Raw genomic sequence first — 21,652 nt, 5'->3', positions numbered from 1 at the left:
CACCTGACAAGAGGCTACCGGGCATGCGTCACCATTCGGTCATCCACACACCGAAACTCAGCGACTATCAGGAACTGACCCGGGTCTGGGAGGCCTCGGTCCGCGCGACCCATGATTTTCTGCCGGACAGCTACATCGAACTGTTGCGCAATCTGGTGCTGACTCGCTACCTCGACGCGGTGATGCTGATCTGCACCAAGGATCGCGAGCAACGCATCACCGGTTTCGCCGGTGTTGCGGCAGGCAAGATCGAAATGCTGTTCATTGATCCCGACCATCGCGGCCAGGGTCTGGGCAAAAAACTGCTGAATTACGCCATGCAGCATTTGAACGCCGACGAACTCGACGTTAACGAACAGAACCCACAGGCGCTGGGATTTTACTTCAAGCAAGGTTTTGAAGTCATCGGCCGCTCGCAAGTCGATGGCATGGGCCAGCCGTATCCTTTGCTGCATATGCGCTTGCGGCAGAACCCGCAGCGCTCGCAACACGGCTGATGCAACACAGAACAACCTGTGGGAACGGGCTTGCTCGCCAAAGCGGTGGATCAGCAGCCTTGGCGTCAACAGATACTGCGCACTCATGAGCAAGCCCGCTCCCACCCTCAATTAACCGCCTGTAAATGGAACCGGGCTTAACCGGCGCCACACAGGTACAATGCCCACCCCTTTTTTGTTACGGCCCTGTCATGACTGACCCGATTCGCCTCTCCAAACGCCTCATCGAACTGGTGGGTTGCTCCCGCCGCGAGGCCGAGCTGTTCATTGAGGGCGGCTGGGTCACCGTGGACGGCGAAGTGATCGACGAGCCGCAATTCAAGGTCGGCGACCAGAAGGTCGAACTCGACAAGGACGCCAAAGCCACCGCACCGGAGCCGGTGACCATCCTGCTCAACGTGCCGGCGGGCATGGATGCGGACAGCGCGATGCAGACACTGAGTGCTGAAACCCTCAGCCAAGAACACCGTTTCAGCAAACGCCCGTTGCGTGGCCATTTCCTGCGCCTGACCGCCAGCACCGACCTGCAAGCCAAGGCCAGCGGCCTGCTGGTGTTCACCCAGGACTGGAAGATTCTGCGCAAGCTCACTGCCGACTCGGCCAAGATCGAGCAGGAATACATCGTTGAAGTCGAAGGTGACATGGTCGCTCACGGCCTTAACCGCTTGCAGCACGGCCTCACCCACAAGGGCAAGGAACTGCCGCCGGTCAAGGCCAGTTGGCAGAACGAAAACCGCCTGCGCTTCGCCATGAAAAACCCGCAGCCGGGGATCATCGCCCAGTTCTGCGAAGCGGTTGGCCTCAAGGTTGTCGGCATCCGTCGCATCCGCATCGGCGGCGTCTCGATTGGCAAGGTTCCGGTCGGTCAATGGCGCTACTTGTCCGGCAAAGAGAAGTTCTAAAGCTTCGATTGCCGCCACACATTCCGGCATTGCGCCCGCGCGATGCCCACAACGTTTATCAGGATTACCCACATGATTCATAACGACGTTTTGCGCAGCGTGCGCTACATGCTCGACATCAGCGACAAAAAAGTCGTCGAAATCATCAAACTCGGCGGCATGGACGTGGACCTCGCTGACGTAATCACCTGGCTCGACAAGAAAGAAGAAGACGAAGAAGGTTTCGTGCGCTGCCCGGACGAAGTCATCGCGCACTTCCTCGACGGCCTGGTGATCTTCAAGCGTGGCAAGGACGAAAGCCGTCCGCCGCAGCCGATCGAAGTGCCGGTGACCAACAACATCATCCTGAAAAAGCTGCGCGTGGCCTTCGAACTGAAAGAAGACGACATGCATGCCATCCTCAAGGCTGCCGAGTTCCCGGTGTCCAAGCCCGAGCTGAGCGCGCTGTTCCGCAAGGTCGGCCACACCAACTACCGCCCGTGCGGCGACCAGTTGCTGCGCAACTTCCTCAAGGGCCTGACCCTACGCGTTCGCACCTGATCGCTCTTCAGCGGCGGCGATATCCAATCGCCGCCGCTGCGCATGACCGTTCATTCCTTGCAAAAATAGTGGCTCCGCTTTTCGCGGTTGACGACTAGGGTGTACTCATCCCTAGCCCTCAGGACTTGCCATGCACCCGTACTTTTCCCTGAAAGGCCGCACCGCTCTGGTGACCGGCGGCACCCGTGGTATCGGCAAAATGATCGCCAAGGCGTTTGTCGAGGCCGGCGCCCATGTGTACGTCTGCTCCCGGGATGCAGAAGCCTGTCATCAAACCGCCGAAGAACTCAGCGCCCTGGGCATCTGCCATGGCGTGGCGGCGAATCTGGCGATTGAACAAGGCGTCCAAGAACTGGCCGCGCGACTGGGCGAGCAGATCACCCATCTGGATATTCTGGTGAACAATGCCGGCACGACCTGGGGCGCCCCGCTGGAGAGTTACCCGGTCAAGGGCTGGGAGAAAGTCATGCAGCTCAACGTGACGTCGGTGTTCACCTGTATCCAGCAGTTTCTGCCACTGCTGCGCAAAGCGGGGTCGGCGGCCAATCCGGCGCGGATCATCAATATCGGCTCAGTGGCCGGAATGTCTTCTTTTGGTGAGCAGGCGTATGCCTATGGGCCGAGTAAAGCGGCTTTGCATCAACTGTCGCGAATTCTCGCGCGCGAACTGGTGAGCCAGCACATCAACGTCAACGTGATTGCACCAGGTCGGTTTCCGAGCAAGATGACCCAGCATATTGGCAATGATCAGCAGGCGTTGGCCGAGGATACGGCGCTGATTCCGATGAAGCGCTGGGGGCGTGAGGAAGAGATGGCGGCCTTGGCTATCAGTCTGGCGAGCACCGCCGGCGCTTATATGACGGGGAATATTATTCCGCTGGATGGTGGGTTCAACCTCTGATATTGGCGGCGCGGCCTTCGCGAGCAGGCTCGCTTGCACATTTGCAATGCGTTCTCTGTGTGGAGCTTGCTCGCGAAGAGGCCAGCCCTGCCAGCACCCGTCTTGAGGCATGCCGGGGTATCATGCCCGCCCGATCCCGCTTCTGACTCTAAACCATGACTTACAGCGTCTCCCCCATCGGCTTCGTGCGCTCCTGCTTCAAGGAGAAGTTCGCCATCCCTCGTCAGCCACAACTGGCCCCCGCCGCCCGTGGTGTGCTGGAACTGGTGACGCCGTTCGATCAGGGTGACGCGGTGCAGGGGCTGGAGCACGTCAGCCACATCTGGTTACTGTTCCTCTTCCATCAAGCGCTGGAAGAAAAACCGCGCCTGAAGGTCCGCCCGCCTCGCCTGGGCGGCAACAAGTCGATGGGCGTGTTCGCCACCCGCGCCACCCATCGCCCGAATGGCATCGGCCAATCCGTGGTGAAACTGGACAAGGTTGAAGCTCATCGCCTGTTCATCTCCGGCATCGACTTGCTTGATGGCACGCCGATCCTCGACATCAAACCCTACGTGCCTTACGCCGACATCATCAACAGCGCCTCCAACAGCATCGCCAGCGCCGCGCCGCAACTGATCGACGTGCAGTGGACGGACAGCGCGCTGCAACAGGCGCATGCCCACGCGCGACGCCTTGCCGAGCCACTGGTCGAGTTGATCGAGCAATGCCTGGCCCAGGATCCGCGCCCGGCCTATCAAACCCCGGCGCCGGAACGCGAATACGGCGCGCAATTCTGGGATCTGGATGTGCGCTGGCATTACCCGACGCCTGCGCAGATTTGCGTCCTCGAGGTCATCCCCGCCGAAGCATAAACCCCGAAAACGAAAAAACCCGCGTGACCTTCTCAGGCACGCGGGTTTTTTACTGTCACACCACAAACCCAATGTGGGAACGGGCTTGCTCGCGAAGGTGGCGTGTCAGTCAACACAACGGCTGAATGTTCCGCCCTCTTCAGGAGCTCGCTCCCACGGGTTTTGACGGTGCTTACTTCTCGACGAACGCACGCTCGATCAGGTAGTCGCCCGGCTCGCGCATACGCGGCGACACGCTCAGGCCGAAGCTGTTGAGTACTTCGCTGGTCTCGTCGAGCATGCTTGGGCTACCGCACAACATGGCGCGGTCGTCCTGCGGGTTGATCGGTGGCAGGCCGATGTCGCTGAACAGTTTGCCGCTGCGCATCAGGTCGGTCAGACGACCTTCGTTCTCGAACGGCTCGCGAGTGACGGTCGGGTAGTAAATCAGCTTGTCGCGCAGCGCTTCACCGAAGAATTCGTTCTGCGGCAGGTGCTCGGTGATGAATTCGCGGTAAGCGACTTCGTTCACGTAGCGCACGCCGTGGCACAGGATGACTTTTTCGAAACGCTCGTAGGTTTCCGGATCCTGGATCACGCTCATGAACGGCGCCAGACCGGTACCGGTGCTGAGCAGGTAAAGGTGTTTGCCTGGCTTCAAATCGTCCAGCACCAGCGTGCCCGTAGGCTTTTTGCTGATGATGATCTCGTCGCCTTCCTTCAGATGCTGCAACTGGGAGGTCAGCGGGCCGTCAGGCACCTTGATACTGAAAAATTCCAGATGCTCTTCCCAGTTCGGGCTGGCGATCGAGTAAGCGCGCATAAGCGGGCGGCCGTTGGGCTGTTGCAGGCCGATCATCACGAACTGCCCGTTTTCAAAGCGCAGGCCCGGATCGCGGGTGCACTTGAAGCTGAACAGGGTATCGTTCCAGTGATGAACACTGAGGACACGCTCGTGGTTCATGTTGCTCATGTACGTTTGACTCCTGGATATTGGCTCTGCGCTTGCTCTGGGCTGAATAAATGCCGATGGTGCGCAATTGCATCGCATTCTAATAGCGCCGACAATATCTGTTAACTGGATTATTAAGATAAGGGTTATCGGTTATATCGATATGCGATTTACTCTCCGTCAACTGCAAGTCTTCGTCGCCGTCGCCCAGCAGGAAAGCGTTTCCCGTGCTGCGGGTCTGCTCAACCTCTCGCAATCGGCGGCCAGCACCTCTATTACCGAGCTTGAGCGCCAATCCAGCTGCCAACTGTTCGACCGCGCCGGCAAACGGTTGAGCCTCAATGCCCTCGGCAAACAGCTGTTGCCACAAGCAGTGGCGCTGCTCGATCAGGCCAAGGAAATCGAAGACCTGCTCAACGGCAAATCCGGTTTCGGCTCGCTCTCCGTCGGCGCGACGCTGACCATCGGCAATTATCTGGCGACCCTGCTGATCGGCGGCTTCATGCAGCGCCACCCGGAAAGCCAGGTAAAGCTGCATGTACAGAACACAGCCAATATCGTGCACCAGGTGGCCCACTACGAAATTGATCTGGGTCTAATCGAAGGTGATTGCAACCACCCGGACATCGAAGTGCAGAGCTGGGTCGAGGATGAGCTGGTGGTGTTCTGCGCCCCGCAGCATCCGCTGGCCAAACGCGGCAGCGCGACCATGGAAGAGTTGACCCATGAGGCATGGATTCTGCGTGAACAAGGCTCCGGCACGCGCCTGACCTTCGATCAGGCCATGCGTCACCATCGCAGTGCGTTGAACATCCGGCTGGAGCTGGAGCACACCGAAGCGATCAAACGTGCAGTGGAATCAGGATTGGGGATTGGCTGCATCTCGCGACTGGCGCTGCGCGATGCCTTCCGCCGCGGCAGTCTGGTGGCGGTGGAAACGCCAGATCTGGATCTGGCGCGACAGTTCTACTTCATCTGGCACAAACAGAAATACCAGACGTCGGCCATGCGCGAGTTTCTCGAACTGTGCCGCGCTTTCACCGCCGGGGTGCAGCGCAGCGACGAGATCGTCTTGCCAACCATCGCTTAAAGCAGAATCACGGCCCACACCAGGGCGATCATGCTCAGCGCAACGAATTGCGCCGCGCTGCCCATGTCCTTGGCGTTCTTGGACAGTGGGTGCAATTCCAGCGAGATGCGGTCGATGGCCGCTTCCACTGCCGAATTCAGCAACTCGACGATCAGCGCCAACAGGCACACAGCGATCAATAGCGCCCGCTCAACCCGGCTGACATTGAGGAAGAACGTCAACGGAATCAGCACCACATTGAGCAGCACCAATTGACGGAACGCCGCTTCGCCCGTGAAGGCCGCGCGCAGGCCATCGAGCGAGTAACCGGAAGCGTTGAGGATGCGTTTCAGGCCAGTCTGGCCCTTGAAAGGTGACATAAAGTAGAAACCAACCAAAAAGGAGTGGGAAAGCTAGATCAACGACAGTCAAAAAAGCGTGAAGACGCCAGTCATTATTGGCTCGCAATTGACTCAAGTTGTTGCAGAAGCAAAGCAGCCTGCGTGCGAGTGCGCACATTCAACTTGCGAAAGATTGCCGTGACGTGGGCCTTGATGGTCGCTTCCGACACGCTCAGCTCGTAGGCAATCTGCTTGTTCAGCAACCCTTCGCAGACCATCGTCAATACGCGAAATTGCTGCGGCGTCAGGCTGGCAAGGCCATCGCTGGCAGCCTTGGCCTCAGCCGAAACGCTGACCGCCTCGAACGCTTGCGGTGGCCAGAACACGTCGCCATCGAGCACTTTGCGCACGGCCTCCTGAATCACGCTCAGGCCACTGGACTTGGGAATAAAACCACTGGCGCCAAACTCGCGGGACTTAACCATCACAGATGCTTCTTCCTGCGCCGAAACCATCACCACCGGAATCTGCGGGTATTGGCCGCGCAACATCACCAACCCGGAAAATCCGAAAGCGCCGGGCATGTTCAGGTCCAGCAGGACCAGATCCCAGTCAGACTTTTCAGTCAGACGCGTTTCCAGTTCGGCGATGCTCGCCACTTCCACCAGGCGCACATCCGGGCCAAGGCCCAGCGTAATCGCTTGATGCAGTGCGCTACGAAAGAGGGGGTGATCATCGGCAATCAGGATGTCGTATGTGGCCATTTTTCAAATGATCCTGTTTTTGATGGCCGGCCCGGTGCATTCGGGTCTGGCCAAAGCAACTCAAGATGCCGCTTTGTAGCGGTATCCACAGGGGCACGTTCAACGCCAATCACTTGCAAACACGGCGTTTCAAACCTTGGCCGCACCCTAATCGGCGCCAAGCATGCCCAGCGAAGACTGGGCGGTCAAGCAGCACGGCCAGCGCGCTGTACAGTATGGGCCACTATTGGGCCAACGCTGCTTGCGGCTTTCGTATAAAGGGTTGCAGCTCGGCGTGGGCCGGGGTTGATTCGTTCACGTCCAATTGCTGTTTGGCACCGAGGTAATGCTGGCTGAACACATCGAAATAGGCGTCCAGCGCCGAGGCGGCGTCCGTATCGCCGGCCAGCTCAAGGCACAACGCCGCCACTTCGGCGGTGCACAGGTGCTCGCTTCGGGTTGAGCGGCGCAGGCGGTAGCGCGAGAGTTTGTCGGGCAACAGACTGAGAATCGGCAGGCGATCGAAGTACGGACTCTTGCGAAAGATTTTCCGCGCCTCGGTCCAGGTTGCGTCGAGCAAAATGAACAGCGGCCGCTTGCTGCCATCAGCCGCGACGGTATTGGTCACTCGCGATGGCTCGACGTATTCGCCGGGAAACACCAGATACGGCTGCCATTGCGGATCGTTGAGCAGCGCCAACATCTGCGGGTCCGGCTCGGTGCGCGACCAGATGAACGCATGGTTATCGCTGACCACATCAGCTATCAGCCAACCGGTGTTGCTCGGTTTGAACACTTCCTTGCCGGTCATGATCAGACACACACCGGAACGGGTTTCGACGCTTGGCCGCCAGGCGCACAGGCAATGACTGATGATCACCCGGCAGTCGCGGCACCGCTCGGAGCGAAAACCTCGCGCCTGAATCGGCTTGATGCCCGCGTCCTCGCGCTCATCGCGCAGGCGGGCTACAGCGTTGGGGGCATGATTCATCGCGGGGACGACCGGCAGACAGGAAAACTCGACACGAACAACACTCGGCAGGGCAATAAAGGCCGGCAGTTTACCAGAGCGGCGGGCACAAGCCTGTACCGTCCAGACCGGCTCCCCTATAATTCGCCGCCACTGAACGCACAGCCCCGTGGCTGGTCGAACCACCAGTCACCGAATCAGGAGAGTTTCATGCTGCGCCTTATCGTTCCCACCGCTGCCATTGTGCTGGCGTCGTCCTTCACCGCTCAGGCGGCGTCCTTGAGTGAGCAGAATCTGAACAGAGAGCTGCGCAACGTCGCCGCTCAAAGCAGCGTCGGTACGCCACGGGCCATCAATGAAGACATTCTTGATCAGGGCTACACCGTTGAAGGCACGCAGTTGATCAACCACCTGAGCGTGCAAAAGAGCCACGCCGAGAAAATGCGCGCTGATCCCAAAGCCGTATATTTCCAGCTGGGCGCCTCGGTTTGCAATAACCCGTCGTACCGCAAGCTGATGGCCAAGGGCGCGATCATGCGTTACGACTTCACCGAAGTGAAAACCAACAAAGCGATCGGCTCCGCCAGTTACCAGGAATCGGATTGCCCGAAAGCCGCACCGGCGAAAAAGAAGTAATCATCGCGAATTGGCGCGCCGCTGTTCATCCTCGGCGCGTAGCTCAGCCAGCAAGGCCTGTAAATAGTGTGAACGGCGCTCTCCTCCCGCCAACCGCCGGCAACATTCATCTTCGAGACTGACTTGATGGGTCTCGGCCGATGCTTTCAACATCCGATACAGCTGCGTATCGATTTCCAGAATCACTCTGGGCATATGTCCCGCCTCCTTGCCAACCGCAAATCCTTCAATAGCGCGCACCTTGCGTACTGTCGTTGACGCAACGTTGTCGTACGGTGCCTGTAAATCAGTTAATCAGAGGGTTTGCCGCTCGGCGCACGTTCGGACGAGCGGTGCTGTCATCGCGTAAAAATCAATCAGCGATTGCCAGTCTGGACGTGCGGCGCAATGATCGAGTCGGCGCAATCGCGCACAAGGGTCTAGATTCAGAGTATTCCCGATCACTTGTTAACGGCAGAAAAGGAACTGCCGACTGTGTGTTTTTGCAGCGCGGCACTGACGCCGCTCGTCAGGGCCACAAGCTCTGTGCAGAAGGAGACGTTGAATGCCTTACCAACCGAATGACCTCTTAAGCCGTCATTTTCAGGAAAGCGGCCCTGACCTCGTCATCAAGGTCGAAGAACAACTCAACCGCGTTTCACCCAATAGCCCCAATATCCCTATCTATCGCGACATGATCCTGACCGTGCTGCGTATGGCTCAGGAAGATCACAATCGATGGAATGCCAAGATCACCCTGCAAGCCCTGCGCGAGCTGGAGGAGGCGTTTCGGGTGCTGGAGCAATTCAAGGGCCGACGCAAAGTCACCGTCTTCGGCTCGGCGCGCACGCCGGTCGAGCATCCCCTGTACGCCATGGCCCGGGAACTCGGTGCAGCGCTGGTGCGCTCGGAAATGATGGTCATCACCGGGGCAGGTGGCGGCATCATGGCCGCCGCGCATGAGGGGGCAGGTCGCGATCACAGCCTGGGCTTCAACATCAACCTGCCCTTCGAGCAGCATGCCAATCCCACCGTGGGCGGCACCGGCAATCTGTTGCCCTTCCACTTCTTCTTCACCCGAAAGCTGTTCTTCGTCAAGGAAGCCGATGCACTGGTGCTGTGCCCTGGCGGCTTCGGCACGCTGGATGAAGCACTGGAAGTGCTGACGCTGATTCAGACCGGTAAAAGCCCACTGGTACCGGTGATACTGCTGGATGCACCAGGGGGCACCTTCTGGCAGGGTGCGATGGATTTCATCCACCAGCAACTGGCGGACAACCACTACATCCTGTCGACCGACATGAAACTGATGCGGCTGGTCTACTCGGTCGAGGAGGCAGTAGAAGAAATCAACCAGTTTTACAGCAACTTCCACTCCAGCCGCTGGCTCAAGCGCCAATTCGTGATCCGCATGAACCACAAGCTCAGCGATCAGGCACTGGCGCATCTGCAGGAAGCCTTTGCCGATTTGTGTTTGAGCGACCAGTTCCATCAACACACTTTCAATGGTGAGGAACACGACGAGGCACAGTTCAGCCACCTGACGCGATTGGCATTCGCCTTCAATGCCCGCAATCACGGACGCTTAAGGGAGCTGGTGGACTACATCAACTTGCCGGAAAACTGGGCCCATTCCAAACCGCAAACCGCGCAACGCAACCGAGAGCCTTCGAAGGTAATTTGAAGGCAAAAAAAAACGGCCCGCTATTTTCATAGCGGGCCGTTTTTGTTTAACCGTTTTAATCGTCCATCCCTCTGCCGCTGAACAAGCGGTTGATCATCTCCATCGAGAAGCCCCGATACGCCAGGAACCGACCTTGTTTGGCCCGCTCTTTGGCATCAATCGGCAGATGCCCGGAGAACTTTCGCTGCCACGTGTCCCGAAGTTGTTCCTGCCAACTGATACCACTTTCGCGTAAGGCGAGTTCGATATCGGCACGTTGCAAACCGCGCTGGCTCAGTTCCTCACGGATTCGCAGAGGGCCATAACCGGAACGGGCGCGGTAGGAAACAAAGCTTTCAAGGTAACGAGACTCCGAAAGCAGCCCTTCTTCCGTCAAACGGTCCAGGGCTGTTTCGATCATCTCCGCCGGAGCGCCGCGCTGACGCAGTTTACGCGTCAGCTCGACTCGACCGTGCTCACGACGTGCGAGCAGGTCCATGGCGGTTCGCCGCACCGCGACGAGGGTATCGAGTACAAGTGTCATTCAAAGGCTTCAAACGTCGACATCGGCCTCGGCCATATCGTCAACCTTGTCCTTGGCCAGCGAAGCCTTGACGTCTGCTACGGGGGCCAGCAGCTTGTCACGCAGTTGTTTCTCGAGCTTGGTGGCGATTTCAGGATTGTCCGCGAGGAACTTGGCCGAGTTGGCCTTGCCCTGACCGATCTTGGTGCCTTCATAGGCATACCAGGCGCCGGACTTCTCGACGAAACCGTGCAGCACACCCAGGTCGATCATCTCGCCATTGAGGTAGATGCCCTTGCCGTAAAGAATCTGGAACTCGGCCTGACGGAACGGCGAAGCCACCTTGTTCTTCACAACCTTGACGCGGGTTTCGCTACCCACCACTTCGTCGCCTTCTTTCACTGCACCAGTACGGCGGATGTCGAGACGGACCGATGCGTAGAACTTCAACGCATTACCACCGGTGGTGGTTTCCGGGCTACCAAACATCACGCCGATCTTCATACGGATCTGGTTGATGAAGATGACCAGGCAGTTGGCGTTCTTGATGTTACCGGTGATTTTACGCAGCGCCTGCGACATCAAACGGGCTTGCAGGCCGACGTGCATGTCGCCCATTTCGCCTTCGATTTCAGCCTTAGGCACCAATGCCGCCACGGAGTCGACGATGATCACGTCAACAGCGTTGGAGCGCACCAGCATGTCGGTGATTTCCAGGGCCTGTTCGCCGGTGTCCGGCTGGGAAACCAGCAGGTCGTCGACATTGACGCCCAGTTTGCCGGCGTACTCAGGGTCGAGTGCGTGTTCGGCGTCGACGAATGCGCAGGTCGCGCCGGCTTTTTGAGCCTGGGCGATCACGGACAGCGTCAGTGTGGTTTTACCGGAAGATTCAGGACCGTAGATTTCAACGATACGGCCTTTTGGCAGGCCGCCAATGCCGAGTGCAATGTCCAGACCCAGAGAGCCAGTGGAGATGGATGGGATCGCCTGACGGTCCTGATCGCCCATACGCATTACGGCACCCTTGCCGAATTGACGTTCGATCTGACCCAGGGCCGCAGCCAAGGCTTTCTTCTTGTTGTCGTCCATTAAAGTCCTCACGTAATCAATAAGGCCTGACGGCCAACACCTGTATAAGTAGCCAGTATTATTCCACAGCGTTCGTGGATCGCCTACCCCTGATTTTCGATTTCTCTTGCCGCTAGTCGCAGGAGCCCCTCTAGCGCGGCCTTCACCGTTTGTCGGCGGACTTCATCGCGGTTACCGGCAAAGTGCTGAACCTCGCTGCAAACCGCGTCGCCGACGCCCCACGCCAGCCACACCGTGCCCACAGGCTTGTTCGGTGTACCGCCGTCGGGGCCGGCCACACCGCTGACGGCCACGGCGAACCGCGCCAGGCTTTTGTCCTGGGCGCCGCACACCATGGCCTCAACCACTTCACGACTGACCGCTCCCACCGTTTCGAACAACTCGGCCGGCACATTCAGTTGCCGGGTTTTCTGGCGATTGGAGTAGGTCACATAGCCGGCCTCGAACCACGCCGAGCTGCCCGGTATCCGTGTGATGGCTTCGGCGATGCCGCCGCCGGTGCAGGATTCGGCCGTGGTGACGTGGGCATTGAGCACTTGCAGACGTCGGCCCAGCTCGGCGGCCAATTGAGTGATCTCTTTCAAGGTGCTCTCCGGATCGTGTGGAATGCGTACCACCGTACACGAGCCGGTTGCGCTTTCAATACACAGACTCATTCAAAATGTTCAGGCGCCAATGCTCTGACATAGGCCTGACAGGCCTGCAAGGCAATCAGTCCGCGGTCGCCGGTGTCGGTGATGGCGACAATTCGTTGAGCATGCGCCGGGTCAAGTCGGGCGCGTACGGTTGCATGATCCACGCTGCCGGTACCGGCGGTGGCTGGCACCCGGCAGCCTTGGGCAACGTCGCCGGTGTCGAGAAGGACTGACAGGCGCAGATCAGCAGTGGCAAGACGATCGCGCAGGCGATCCTGATCACGTTGGGCATCGCTCATGGCTCGATAGTGGGTTTGTTCACTGGCCGCAAGGCGTTGCTCCAGCGCCAGACGTTTATCCTGTTCGGCCTGTTGTGCGGTGGCGGCGGCCGTGGTCTGTTGATTGAGCGTTTCGGCGTTTAACCGAGCCTGCTCGGCCAACTGCCGACCGTAACGCCAGTCTTGAAACTGCCAGGCCGCGGCAAAAGCAGCAGCGGCCAGCAACACAATGCCAATCACTCGCCAGGGGATTGGCATAGCACCGCCCTCGCCCGCGCCCAGATTTCCAAGCGATCCTGCAGGCCGTTCAACCCGCCGTTGATGCGCCGGGTGATGGTGTTGAACTGATCGCGATCGGCCAGTTCGTTCAAGCCGTTCTGTTCCCAGAACCATGCCGCAGACTCGACGGCCCATTGTGGCTGTTCGAGCAGTTCGGGCAGGGACAACAGACGTTCATCGCCGAACAGGCCGAGGCTGCACTGACGGTAATTCGAACGGCCGGTAATCTGAATCAACCCGCGTCCTCGGTATTTTTGCCCGTCGCCGTCAGCCTCAGGTGTGTTGCCCAGACGCAGGGCGAGCGTGCCGGTGTCGTATTTGCTCAGGTATTGGTTGTTGCCCAGTTCGCGCACATAGCGCAATTGCCCGGACTCGTGACCGACTTGCGCAAGGAACGCCGCGACGCGTTTGGGCGAGTCGATATGACGGCGCGCCACGGCGCTGTTGAGTGCAGAAACAAAAACGCCCGCTTGGGAGCGGGCGTTGGGCATGATGTCGATAAGGTTGCTTTCAGTTATTTGCATAATGCTTGATCCTCCCTGGATGTCCTGCGATTGAACCATGGCCGATGGCCCACGCGTGCCAGCCATTTCTTTCCGGAGTTTTCCGCGCCCGCATCCTCGTGGAATAAAGTGGACTCACAGTGCCGTTACCAACCACCGCGGCGCTACTGGACGATGCTCGCTCAACGGGAAATAAGAGCCTTGCGGCCAGTCGCGCAACTCGCGCCGATAGGTTTGCAGTTCGGCATATTGACCGGTGGTCAACGTGGTGCCACCGCCGTCCTCCAATTCATCGCGATCGCGCACGACCAAGCCATCGGTGGCCGCCAGTTGTGAGGTACGCCAATCGCGCTCTGCCTCTGCCGCCTTTTCTACCGAAGGCGGTGGCGGATCGATCGCGACCGGATAACCGGTTTCCACATGCACGCCAATGACTTTGGAAGTGACCGCCAATTGCTGGAGCAGCGAGATCCAATAGGCCTGAGGAATTTCAATGACGTCGTCCGGAATGTCCGATGAGTTGATACCCGGTACATATACCCCTCGGGTACTGGCGCTGAACAAAACGTTGAATGTATTCATTTAATATCCCTTGGCAAAATAAAACACGGTCCAACCAGCCGCGACCTGATTGATCGCGTTGCGCACTTTCAAGCGAACACCTAGTTTGGTGGCGGTGCCGCCGACGACAATCACCATGGCGCCATCACCGCCGACATGGCTGGCGACACACGAGAAAAAAGTATTCGGGAAGGCAATAGGAAAGTTGACCCAAATTTCCCCGTTGGCATCTGTAGTGCCGAGTCCCCATTGATCAATGTTTCCACTGGCGTGCTTCTGATATCCGGGATTACCCACCAAACCGGAAAACAGCGCGGCATATTTAAGGCTCGCCGTCCCGTGAACAGCCCAGGCTCCACTTTCCCTGACGAGGGTGGCGCTCTCGCCACTGTTGATCACAATCGAATTCAATAAAGCCCCTTGCGGGCTTATTTTTGCTGCGCCAGGGTGAGTAATGGTGACGGGAGCGTTGCTGCGGCAATGAAGTGCGATGGCTGCGCCAATTGGAACCGTGTCGATGTTCGGCAAGGTCACGGTGTATGGCGAATTACCGCCCAGACCCAACGACCAGCCCAGATCAGCGAGAGTCAGTTGCGTAGTGACCGTGATGTCGCGCGCCCCCGCATAATTGCCAAGCGCCCGCTGGACAAATTCGCATGTCGCCGCCGAACGACTGACATCGAAAGGCGCGGCAGTCTTGAACAACTGAGTACTGCGAAGTGCACCCAGCAATTGCCTGTTGGACACTTCACTCGGCGTCAACCCACCTGCTTGTACAACCCCCAGAATTTCCTGGGTGACGCCATTGCCCCAACTCGCCGGAATCAACGATCCCGGTTTGCCGCTCAGCGGGTCTTCATCAACAAACTTGCCATCCACCAGCCCGGCGCTGGGGACACTTTTTGGATAATCCATAGAATATTCGTTCCTTTGAAGTCACAAATGACTGGCATCGGCAAAGCGATCTTCGCCTACCTGTTCACGCTCTGTTTTCAGAAAATAAAAGCCCACAACGAAGTGGGCTTGGGTGACGCTGAAAGAAGGCTTTAGGCTTAGCTGGAAAGGCCGCTGGCCGATTCGCGAATGGCGATCAAAGCTTCATCACCAGCGCTACGCGCCAGATCCATGTTGCCCTTGGCAGCCTGCGCGCGAATTTGCGCTTTGGCCTTCAGGCGCAGCGTACGCAGCGCCAGCAGATGGTCGGTCAGTTGATAGGCCTTGCTCAAAATCTGCTCGGCGGCCTGTTTGGCGCTGCGTCCTTTGGCAACCCACGCAGCGACCGACAGCGGCACTTCCTTTTTCGGGTAACCGGCGTCCTGATAGGCCTGAGCATCGGCGGCAGCCTGGGCGTACTCCATGGCTTTGAGCGGGTCACCAGCCAGAGCGGTACGGGCGCCGTCAGCGGCGGCGTCGACTTTGGCACACAAGCGTTCAGCTTCCTGCATGTCCAGCGCAGCCTGTTTATCGTCGTTCAATACCCATTTCTCACCGTCCCAGTCATGGGCAGCGGAGGGTTGAGGAAGGCGCAACTCGCCGTCAATCTGATGGAGTTCCTGAATGACGATCATCGAATCAGTTCCCACTGCAATTGGACGTTCACAGCGTCCCCGAAATTGATCGCGATGCCGGCGGTATAGTCGGTTAGCGGATGGCTCTTGATCCCCATGCTGAGTAGCAATTCATCACTGTCAGCATTGGATTGCCCCAGATTGTGCTCAGCCTGATAGGACTGCCAGAGCGAGCGCAAATTGGCATGATCAAAACTGGCGGTCAGCGTCGAGACCGTGACGTCGTAGACGATGTTGTTGGTGAATATCACGCACGGTTGCACAGTAGCCGGGTTCCAGCCTCCCGCATTATTGGATACACCCGTCGATACCGGTGACAGATAGCTATAGTTGCCCCCGGCCCATCCAGTCGCCGGAAACGCGACGCTCGTTACGGCTGTCGATGACGGCGTCGGATTGCCTACCACAAGCCGCGCAGCACGCGCATGCGGGTCTAGGGGCAGAAACACTGCACCCGTGCCGTTGACGGTCTGAGTCCAGGTCAAGCGTGCACGGTTGTAAATCGCACGCACTGTCGGCATGGAGCCTGGCGCGCCGGTGACGACCCAGGCCAGACACATGTCCAACACCGAACTCTGAAAACCGCCGCCGGCAGCGCCGTTGGCCACACCTTTCAGCGTCTCGGGTATCACGTCGTAAATCGTACCGCGCTGGGTATAGAAACTCAGCACACCACCCACCACCTGCGCCCGCAAGAAGTAGCTCGAGCTGGGCAGCAGATCTGCACTGCTCCAGGCCTGGGTAGTGAAAGTACGTGAACGCCCCAACTGACCCGCCACCACTTCCTGACCAAGGCTGACGTATACGCCCGCCGGTACGGACACTCGCCCGCCACTGCTCGATACGGCGGCTGGCGTGATGGTTAACCGGGCATCCGCCGTGGCAACGGTTGGCAAAGGCAAAGCCGATAGCGGCAACGCCAGATCCTGATTCCAGCCCTTGGCCGTCACCGATTGAATCGCCTGCAACAACTGATCGTATTTTTTCTCGTCGGGGGTTAGCCCCCCGGCATTGATTACGTTGAGAATTTCCTGCGTGACCCCATTCCCCCAATCCGCCGGAATCAGCGATCCGGGCGTTCCGGTCATCAGGTTTTCATCAACGAACTTCCCATTCACCAATCCGGCGCTGGGCACACTGTTTGGATAATCCACGCGGGGACCTCCCGTTATTCTGGGTGACTGTTTACGAAGCTGTTTTGCAGGCTTCATGTCAGAAAGAGCATCAAGCCGGCAGCACTGGCCAGTCGACGTTCTGCGGATAACCTGGCTGCCTGTCGATCTTGTTGAGCGCCAGTTTGTAGGAGGCATACGCCTTGAACCGCTGCATGTCTTCGGCATCCAGCAATCCTGCAATGTAGGCGTCGGCCATACCGACGGTCTGCTGATCGGCTTCAGCCAGCAGCTCGTCACGCCGAGCCAGGGCAGATGCTCGCTGTTCGCTTTCAACCAGCAGCGATGCGTTGGGCAATGCATGTTTGGTGACCTTGCCGTCGGTCCACTTCCAGATGCCATCGCGTTCCTCGATCGTGCGCAGGAACAGCTCATCGGAGATTTCTACAGCAGTGGCAGGCATCTGCGTGTGAATCGCCGAGTCATAGCGCCCGAGCAGTTCGCCCTGGGCATCAAAATCAATGTACTTCATTTCATTCACCGTTGATTTCAGAAGCCGATGGCGAACCAGTTCCAGCCGCCAGGGTCAGCATTGGAGAAGCGCTGAAACTGGCTTTGCGAGAGTCTGAACAGAGAGAAGCGCAGATCAGCGAATCCTGGCGAAATATCGCCGCCCGACAGGAAGAGCACGCTTTTGGGAAAGGCAATCGGATAGGTAATGGTTTCGCTGAGTGCGCCGCCCGTGGCCATTCCCCATTGCAGGATCAGGCCACTGGGCAAACGCTGATAACCGCCTGCAGTGTTCAAGGAAGCGGTAAACGCTGGCGAGTACTTGAGCGCACCATCACCAGAATCCAGGCCCCAGCCACCACCGAGCAGAAGCCGGCGAAAAGTAACGTAGCTGCCACCGACAAATGACAACGTGTTATCCGGTGCACCAGCGCTGGCGGTGCCCAGACTCTCGCCACTCCTGACTTTCACGTTCAAACCACCGGAACCTGCGACCAGCGACACCAAGCCTCCCGCAGGCACAGTTGACCATTCCGGCAGGGTCACCGTACCTGGGCTGGTGAAGATCGAGAGTTTGCCGACGTCAGCGACCGTCAACGAAACATCACCCACGTAATTGGTCTGCCCCGCCAGACTGCCGAGTGCGCGCTGCACAAACTCCGTCGTCGCGACTTTCTGACTGACATCGAATTGTGGCGGCGTTTCAAACAGCTTTTTGCCACGGATGGCCTCGAGCAGTTGGGTGTTCAAGCCTTCGGTCGGTTCGATACCCGCCGCTTTGATAACTGCCAGCACCTCTTCGGTAAGGGCATTGCCCCACTCCGCAGGAATCAGCGATCCGGGGGTTCCGGTGACGGGATTTTCATCGACAAAACGACTGTTGACCAAACCGACACCGGGCATGCTTTTCGGATAATCCATCCCTTCATTCCTCCCTAGTCATAATTAATGTGCACCTTGGTATGCGCCGGTGCGCTGCGGTGGATCAGGCATTCCAGTGCCGAGCCTGGGTTGACGCCGAAGCGCTCGCCCCAGTAGCTCGCGCCGAATCGCCGGCCGAGCAACAGCCGTCCGCCGGTGTTGAGCGTCCACATGAACTGCGCTTCCCACGTGCCCCAATGCGCGGCACCGAAGCGCGCACGGCCCATGCGTGGGGCTTCGTGTTCGGTGATGCTGGCGTTGGGGTAGCCCTGGCTTTTGGCGATTTCGAGGTAGTAGCCGACGGCCTGGCTGCCGACCGCGAGCAAGCGGCGGCGCACGGCGAGGCGGCGGTCGTCGAACAGTGGCGTGGCGCCCAGGCACGGGTCGGGCAGGTCCATCACCCGCTCCCAGTCCGGCACCAGTTCGCTGACGCCTGCCGGGTCCATCTCGTTGAGCAGGTCGGCGGCGCGGGCGTCGAGGCGGGCCAGTTCGACGGCGACGCCTTGCAGCACTTCTTCGAGTTCCGGCACATGCTCCGGGTCCCATGCCGGGCCGCTCGGCAGCAGGGCGCGCAGTTGCGCCTGATATTGCGCGGCGGTTCTTATGCCCCCCATACGCAACCTCCGAAGGTCAGCAATTCGCTTTGACCGGCCGGTACATCAGCGGCCGGCGCGGTCAACGTGTGATCGTATTCACCGCCGGCACTGCTGATGGCTTCGCGGATATGGCTGATCAGCAACGGCACACCCAGATCGGCCTCACGGTTGTGCAGGTCGCGCAGTTGCGCTTCGACGGCGGCGCGCACAGCGGTGGTGTCCGGGTTGACGCTCTTGAAGCGATAGACCACCGGCACCTGGATCGGTCGCTGCACATGGACCTCGGCGGTCACCGGGCGCAGCGGTTCGATGTAGTCCTGAACCTCGGCCAGTTGCTCGTCGTTGGGCACCGGTTGCGGATCTTCATCACGCATGATGAACACCGTTACCGTGCCCGGCCCGAGCAAACCACCCCGGCACCATGCGCGCGTCACGCCCGGCACTTCCAGCGCCCACGTCTCGTAGTCACTGGCCGAGCCGCCATGGGGAATCACGCGGTAAGAGCGAATCACCCGCGAGCGCAGCGATTCCAGACTTTCCCGCGCCACGCCGCCGCTGAGACCCGGCGCCAGCACCACGAAACTGTTGCCGACCACGCCGGCAATCGGTTGCACCGGTGTCAGCGCCAGACCCGCGTCGGCATTGCCCAGGCTACCGGCGTCGAGTGCGGCGATGGTGGTGCTGTTGCTGCCATTCACCGTGGTGCGCGCGGTCGTCACTTTGTAGGTGCGACCATCGCTTGATTGCAGCAGTGTGTCGGCGTCCAGAACAGCACCGGCCGTCGCAGTAAAACTCACACTGCCGGTGGCCACTTGCGCAGGTTTGCGCGGCTGATTCAGGCGCAATGCGGCGATGCGTTCCAGGGTCGATTCATCGGCCTTGTCCGGCAGGATCTGCTCGGCAATCCAGTCGAGGTAACCGTACAGGCCATAAGCGGCGCCGCCGAGGGCACGGGCCAGCACTTGCGCATCGGACTGGCGCAGCGAATCGCCGGCCAGGTCGCTTTGGGTGCGCTTGATCAGCACCGGCAGCGAAGGGGTTTCAAACGGCATAGATCACCTGCCAACTGTTATCGGGGTTGATGTCCAGACGTTCGCCGTCGGCCAGGGTCAGGACCGTGCGCAGGTTCAGGCGCTGGGCGTCGAGGCGTTCGCTGATGATGTCGATGGCGCTGCAATGGCCGTCGTCGATCAGCCATTGCAGGGCTTCGCGGGCATAGAATTCGGCGTCCATCTGGGTCTGGCGGGTCAGCTTGACCCGGCGCAACAGCCACAATCGCGAACCGATGCGGTCGTCGGCGACGGTGGGAAATGTGTCGCCCCACCAGCCGTAACGTTCGTCGTCGTCGAGGGCGTCGTCATCGGCGGCACGGCGCCAGGTGAACAGGCTGATAAGCACGGCGCGGGTCAGCGCGGCGTGGAGGTTCTGGCTGATCAACATCATTGGCCTCCTGCCGGTGCACCGGTCTGGCCGTTGCCGGCCTGTACACCGACGTGCACATGTTTGATCTGGCTGATGCCGCCAGCCAGTTGGTCGCCGCTGGAAACGATCTTGCCGGTCTGGTTGATCACCGGCGTATCGAAATTCACAGCGGTCGTGGCGCGGATGTTCAGGGTGGCGGTTTCGATATCGATGATCCGGCCACGCTTGAAGTGAATCTTGTCGCCTTCGTCGGTGTAGATCGCCACTTCACCGGAGGCCAGCGATTGCAGGCGATAACGGCGGTCGGCGATCACCAGGGCGATGGCGTGTGAACGGTCACCGCCGATAAACGTGACAACACCTTCAGCGCCGGCCAGTGGGTTACTGGTAAAGCCGTAAGGTTCGAAGTGCTCCATGTCATCGTTCACTTCGCCAGCGGTGAGGCGCATTTGCAGCGATTGCAGCTTGGATGCCGAATGGGCGAGCACGACAGTGCCGCGCGCCAGCAGGCGTGTCAGTAGGCTCATGAATTGTCCTCAAAGAGCAGCCCCGACACGGACAAACGTGGGGGCGGGTGTCAGGCTCAGGTTTTTTTCGGGGGGATTGGATCGGGATCGAAAGTATGCGGCGGCGCCACTTGCAGGGTCGTCACCGAGCCCTGCGCCGACAGCGAATACGTCACTTTGGAGATCAGCATGTCGCCATCGAAATCGAGCACCGGATCCTTGACCTTCACCAGCGTGTTATGACGCCACAGATCACCGTTGGACTGGCGCCATCCCTGCACTTGATAAGTGGTGGACTGCGCGCGGCCCATGCGGGTGGCGCTCTCCCATTGGGCCCGTTGCTGGGCCAGCTCGAAAGTCAGCGCCGTGCCCTCGTTAATAATCGTGGTACGCCGCCGCTTGAAGGTCAGGTCGGCCGCCGTGGATTCAACTTCGCTGACCGCCGCCCCGCTCTTGTTGTCCGAGCCTTTCTGCTGGCCGATCACTCGGTATTCGGAGAACACCTGGCTTTGATCCATCGCTGCATTGGCCGACAAAATATTCTTGCCCAACTCCAGCGCATCGCTAGCGCGCCCGCCACTGCCAGGCTTGGCCAACACCAACCGGCCCTGCTCGTCATCGGTGGAAAACACCCGCAACAACGAGAGCAAACGGTCGATCGACTGAAAGACTGTTTCTCCCGGCACGATCGTGTGTTTGGTCAACCGTGCGGTCTCGGGGATTTCGTTGACGACCATCAGCGAATACTCCATCGCCAGTGCCTGCACGATGCTCAGTAGCGGTTGCTCCTGCCATTGATTGGGCCGGTTGGTGGCGGCGCAATCGACCAGGTCCTGAGTCTTGGAACTGCCCTCGATACTCAGGCTGATCTGCCGGCCGTCATAACGAATCGGTGCCTTGAACACGTAACCGGTGAGCACCAGATCCTGGCCGATTCTCACTTCGCACGGGTCGCCCGGTTTGATCCGCTGATCCACCGTCTGCCCTGGCCATTGCCAGGTGATGTCGAGTTTGAAAGTGCGGAACTGGCGCTCCAGATCAGCGCTGATTTCCACGCTTTTCCAGCCGCCGTATTCCATGTTATTGACCGTCAGCGTGACGCGGTTATCCATCTCGCTCATGG

The 21,652-nt window shown here is 59.2% G+C and carries 29 protein-coding genes; 8 read left to right on the top strand and 21 right to left on the bottom strand.

Features of this window, described 5'->3' with window-relative positions; translation table 11 throughout:
- Window positions 1-23 precede the first annotated feature (23 nt).
- The 5 genes from AACY02_RS02500 to tsaA all read left to right on the top strand — a co-directional run bounded on the left by AACY02_RS02500 (window position 24) and on the right by tsaA (window position 3,694).
- Window positions 24-497 carry a GNAT family N-acetyltransferase gene (locus AACY02_RS02500; RefSeq protein WP_339430607.1) on the top strand — a complete coding sequence of 158 codons (474 nt, stop codon included), beginning with the start codon at window positions 24-26 and terminating at the stop codon, window positions 495-497.
- Between the two features lie 191 nt (window positions 498-688).
- Window positions 689-1,399, top strand: a complete 711-nt coding sequence (locus tag AACY02_RS02495; protein ID WP_339430606.1) for an rRNA pseudouridine synthase — start codon at window positions 689-691, stop codon at window positions 1,397-1,399.
- A 72-nt stretch (window positions 1,400-1,471) separates the two neighbouring features.
- Complete coding sequence (locus AACY02_RS02490) at window positions 1,472-1,939, top strand: YehS family protein (RefSeq protein WP_339430605.1); 468 nt, start codon at window positions 1,472-1,474, stop codon at window positions 1,937-1,939.
- A 130-nt stretch (window positions 1,940-2,069) separates the two neighbouring features.
- Window positions 2,070-2,840, top strand: coding sequence for an SDR family oxidoreductase (locus tag AACY02_RS02485; protein ID WP_339430604.1), 771 nt, complete (start codon window positions 2,070-2,072; stop codon window positions 2,838-2,840).
- Between the two features lie 155 nt (window positions 2,841-2,995).
- Window positions 2,996-3,694 carry a tRNA (N6-threonylcarbamoyladenosine(37)-N6)-methyltransferase TrmO gene (gene tsaA, locus AACY02_RS02480; RefSeq protein ID WP_339430603.1) on the top strand — a complete coding sequence of 233 codons (699 nt, stop codon included), beginning with the start codon at window positions 2,996-2,998 and terminating at the stop codon, window positions 3,692-3,694.
- A gap of 172 nt (window positions 3,695-3,866) precedes the next feature.
- On the opposite strand, the gene fpr is transcribed toward tsaA, so the two are convergent.
- Window positions 3,867-4,646, bottom strand: a complete 780-nt coding sequence (gene fpr, locus AACY02_RS02475; protein ID WP_339430602.1) for a ferredoxin-NADP reductase — start codon at window positions 4,644-4,646, stop codon at window positions 3,867-3,869.
- A gap of 142 nt (window positions 4,647-4,788) precedes the next feature.
- On the opposite strand from fpr, the gene AACY02_RS02470 reads away from it, so the two are divergent.
- Window positions 4,789-5,715 (top strand): LysR family transcriptional regulator, encoded by a 927-nt coding sequence (locus AACY02_RS02470; protein ID WP_221732510.1) that lies wholly within the window; start codon window positions 4,789-4,791, stop codon window positions 5,713-5,715.
- On the opposite strand, the gene AACY02_RS02465 is transcribed toward AACY02_RS02470, so the two are convergent.
- The 3 genes from AACY02_RS02465 to AACY02_RS02455 all read right to left on the bottom strand — a co-directional run bounded on the left by AACY02_RS02465 (window position 5,712) and on the right by AACY02_RS02455 (window position 7,769).
- Complete coding sequence (locus AACY02_RS02465; RefSeq protein ID WP_236190235.1) at window positions 5,712-6,074, bottom strand: diacylglycerol kinase; 363 nt, start codon at window positions 6,072-6,074, stop codon at window positions 5,712-5,714. The genes AACY02_RS02470 and AACY02_RS02465 overlap by 4 nt on opposite strands.
- Window positions 6,075-6,148: 74 nt before the next feature.
- Window positions 6,149-6,799 carry a response regulator transcription factor ErdR gene (gene erdR, locus AACY02_RS02460; protein WP_339430601.1) on the bottom strand — a complete coding sequence of 217 codons (651 nt, stop codon included), beginning with the start codon at window positions 6,797-6,799 and terminating at the stop codon, window positions 6,149-6,151.
- Window positions 6,800-7,022: 223 nt separating this feature from the next.
- Complete coding sequence (locus AACY02_RS02455; RefSeq protein ID WP_339430600.1) at window positions 7,023-7,769, bottom strand: tRNA-uridine aminocarboxypropyltransferase; 747 nt, start codon at window positions 7,767-7,769, stop codon at window positions 7,023-7,025.
- 189 nt (window positions 7,770-7,958) lie between these two features.
- Between AACY02_RS02455 and AACY02_RS02450 the strand changes: the two genes are divergently transcribed.
- Complete coding sequence (locus tag AACY02_RS02450; RefSeq protein WP_221732506.1) at window positions 7,959-8,384, top strand: PA3611 family quorum-sensing-regulated virulence factor; 426 nt, start codon at window positions 7,959-7,961, stop codon at window positions 8,382-8,384.
- Here the strand turns inward: AACY02_RS02450 and AACY02_RS02445 are convergent, their stop codons facing one another.
- The gene (locus AACY02_RS02445) at window positions 8,385-8,579 is read right to left on the bottom strand and encodes a hypothetical protein (RefSeq protein ID WP_339430599.1); all 195 of its coding nucleotides are present in this window, start codon (window positions 8,577-8,579) and stop codon (window positions 8,385-8,387) included.
- Window positions 8,580-8,928: 349 nt separating this feature from the next.
- On the opposite strand from AACY02_RS02445, the gene AACY02_RS02440 reads away from it, so the two are divergent.
- Entirely contained in the window at window positions 8,929-10,047 is a 1,119-nt protein-coding gene (locus AACY02_RS02440; RefSeq protein ID WP_339430598.1) for an LOG family protein, read from the top strand.
- Window positions 10,048-10,102: 55 nt separating this feature from the next.
- Here the strand turns inward: AACY02_RS02440 and recX are convergent, their stop codons facing one another.
- The 16 genes from recX to AACY02_RS02360 all read right to left on the bottom strand — a co-directional run bounded on the left by recX (window position 10,103) and on the right by AACY02_RS02360 (window position 21,650).
- A complete protein-coding gene (gene recX, locus AACY02_RS02435) occupies window positions 10,103-10,570 on the bottom strand; it encodes a recombination regulator RecX (RefSeq protein WP_339430597.1) in 468 nt (155 codons plus the stop codon).
- Window positions 10,571-10,579: 9 nt separating this feature from the next.
- Complete coding sequence (gene recA / locus AACY02_RS02430; RefSeq protein WP_339430596.1) at window positions 10,580-11,638, bottom strand: recombinase RecA; 1,059 nt, start codon at window positions 11,636-11,638, stop codon at window positions 10,580-10,582.
- 83 nt (window positions 11,639-11,721) lie between these two features.
- The gene (locus tag AACY02_RS02425; protein WP_339430765.1) at window positions 11,722-12,222 is read right to left on the bottom strand and encodes a CinA family protein; all 501 of its coding nucleotides are present in this window, start codon (window positions 12,220-12,222) and stop codon (window positions 11,722-11,724) included.
- A 68-nt stretch (window positions 12,223-12,290) separates the two neighbouring features.
- Window positions 12,291-12,809, bottom strand: a complete 519-nt coding sequence (locus AACY02_RS02420) for a lysis system i-spanin subunit Rz (RefSeq protein ID WP_339430595.1) — start codon at window positions 12,807-12,809, stop codon at window positions 12,291-12,293.
- A complete protein-coding gene (locus AACY02_RS02415; protein ID WP_339430594.1) occupies window positions 12,788-13,354 on the bottom strand; it encodes a glycoside hydrolase family 19 protein in 567 nt (188 codons plus the stop codon). Before AACY02_RS02415 ends, AACY02_RS02420 begins: the two co-directional genes overlap by 22 nt.
- Before the next feature lie 114 nt (window positions 13,355-13,468).
- Window positions 13,469-13,915, bottom strand: a complete 447-nt coding sequence (locus tag AACY02_RS02410; RefSeq protein WP_339430593.1) for a phage tail assembly chaperone — start codon at window positions 13,913-13,915, stop codon at window positions 13,469-13,471.
- Window positions 13,916-14,809 carry a gp53-like domain-containing protein gene (locus tag AACY02_RS02405; RefSeq protein ID WP_339430592.1) on the bottom strand — a complete coding sequence of 298 codons (894 nt, stop codon included), beginning with the start codon at window positions 14,807-14,809 and terminating at the stop codon, window positions 13,916-13,918.
- 137 nt (window positions 14,810-14,946) lie between these two features.
- On the bottom strand, window positions 14,947-15,462 hold the full coding sequence (locus tag AACY02_RS02400; RefSeq protein ID WP_339430591.1) for a phage tail protein: 516 nt from the start codon (window positions 15,460-15,462) through the stop codon (window positions 14,947-14,949).
- A complete protein-coding gene (locus tag AACY02_RS02395; protein ID WP_339430590.1) occupies window positions 15,459-16,616 on the bottom strand; it encodes a phage tail protein in 1,158 nt (385 codons plus the stop codon). Before AACY02_RS02395 ends, AACY02_RS02400 begins: the two co-directional genes overlap by 4 nt.
- 70 nt (window positions 16,617-16,686) lie before the next feature.
- Window positions 16,687-17,106 carry a tail fiber assembly protein gene (locus AACY02_RS02390; RefSeq protein WP_339430589.1) on the bottom strand — a complete coding sequence of 140 codons (420 nt, stop codon included), beginning with the start codon at window positions 17,104-17,106 and terminating at the stop codon, window positions 16,687-16,689.
- A 17-nt stretch (window positions 17,107-17,123) separates the two neighbouring features.
- Entirely contained in the window at window positions 17,124-18,005 is an 882-nt protein-coding gene (locus AACY02_RS02385) for a gp53-like domain-containing protein (RefSeq protein WP_339430588.1), read from the bottom strand.
- Window positions 18,006-18,019: 14 nt separating this feature from the next.
- On the bottom strand, window positions 18,020-18,619 hold the full coding sequence (locus AACY02_RS02380) for a YmfQ family protein (protein ID WP_339430587.1): 600 nt from the start codon (window positions 18,617-18,619) through the stop codon (window positions 18,020-18,022).
- Window positions 18,607-19,653 (bottom strand): baseplate J/gp47 family protein, encoded by a 1,047-nt coding sequence (locus AACY02_RS02375; RefSeq protein WP_339430586.1) that lies wholly within the window; start codon window positions 19,651-19,653, stop codon window positions 18,607-18,609. Before AACY02_RS02375 ends, AACY02_RS02380 begins: the two co-directional genes overlap by 13 nt.
- On the bottom strand, window positions 19,643-20,041 hold the full coding sequence (locus AACY02_RS02370; RefSeq protein ID WP_221732523.1) for a phage GP46 family protein: 399 nt from the start codon (window positions 20,039-20,041) through the stop codon (window positions 19,643-19,645). The genes AACY02_RS02375 and AACY02_RS02370 overlap by 11 nt, the downstream gene beginning before the upstream one ends.
- Window positions 20,041-20,550: a phage baseplate assembly protein V gene (locus tag AACY02_RS02365; protein ID WP_221732489.1), complete on the bottom strand. Its 510-nt coding sequence runs from the start codon at window positions 20,548-20,550 to the stop codon at window positions 20,041-20,043. The genes AACY02_RS02370 and AACY02_RS02365 overlap by 1 nt, the downstream gene beginning before the upstream one ends.
- A gap of 56 nt (window positions 20,551-20,606) precedes the next feature.
- The gene (locus AACY02_RS02360) at window positions 20,607-21,650 is read right to left on the bottom strand and encodes a phage baseplate assembly protein (RefSeq protein WP_339430585.1); all 1,044 of its coding nucleotides are present in this window, start codon (window positions 21,648-21,650) and stop codon (window positions 20,607-20,609) included.
- Between the last annotated feature and the right edge of the window lie 2 nt (window positions 21,651-21,652).

The sequence above is a fragment of the Pseudomonas sp. EA_65y_Pfl2_P78 genome (assembly GCF_963970495.1).
In the GTDB taxonomy this organism is placed as follows: Bacteria; Pseudomonadota; Gammaproteobacteria; order Pseudomonadales; family Pseudomonadaceae; genus Aquipseudomonas; species Aquipseudomonas baetica_A.
Note: the sequence above shows the minus strand (reverse complement) of the source record. Positions and strands in the feature narration are given on the sequence as shown.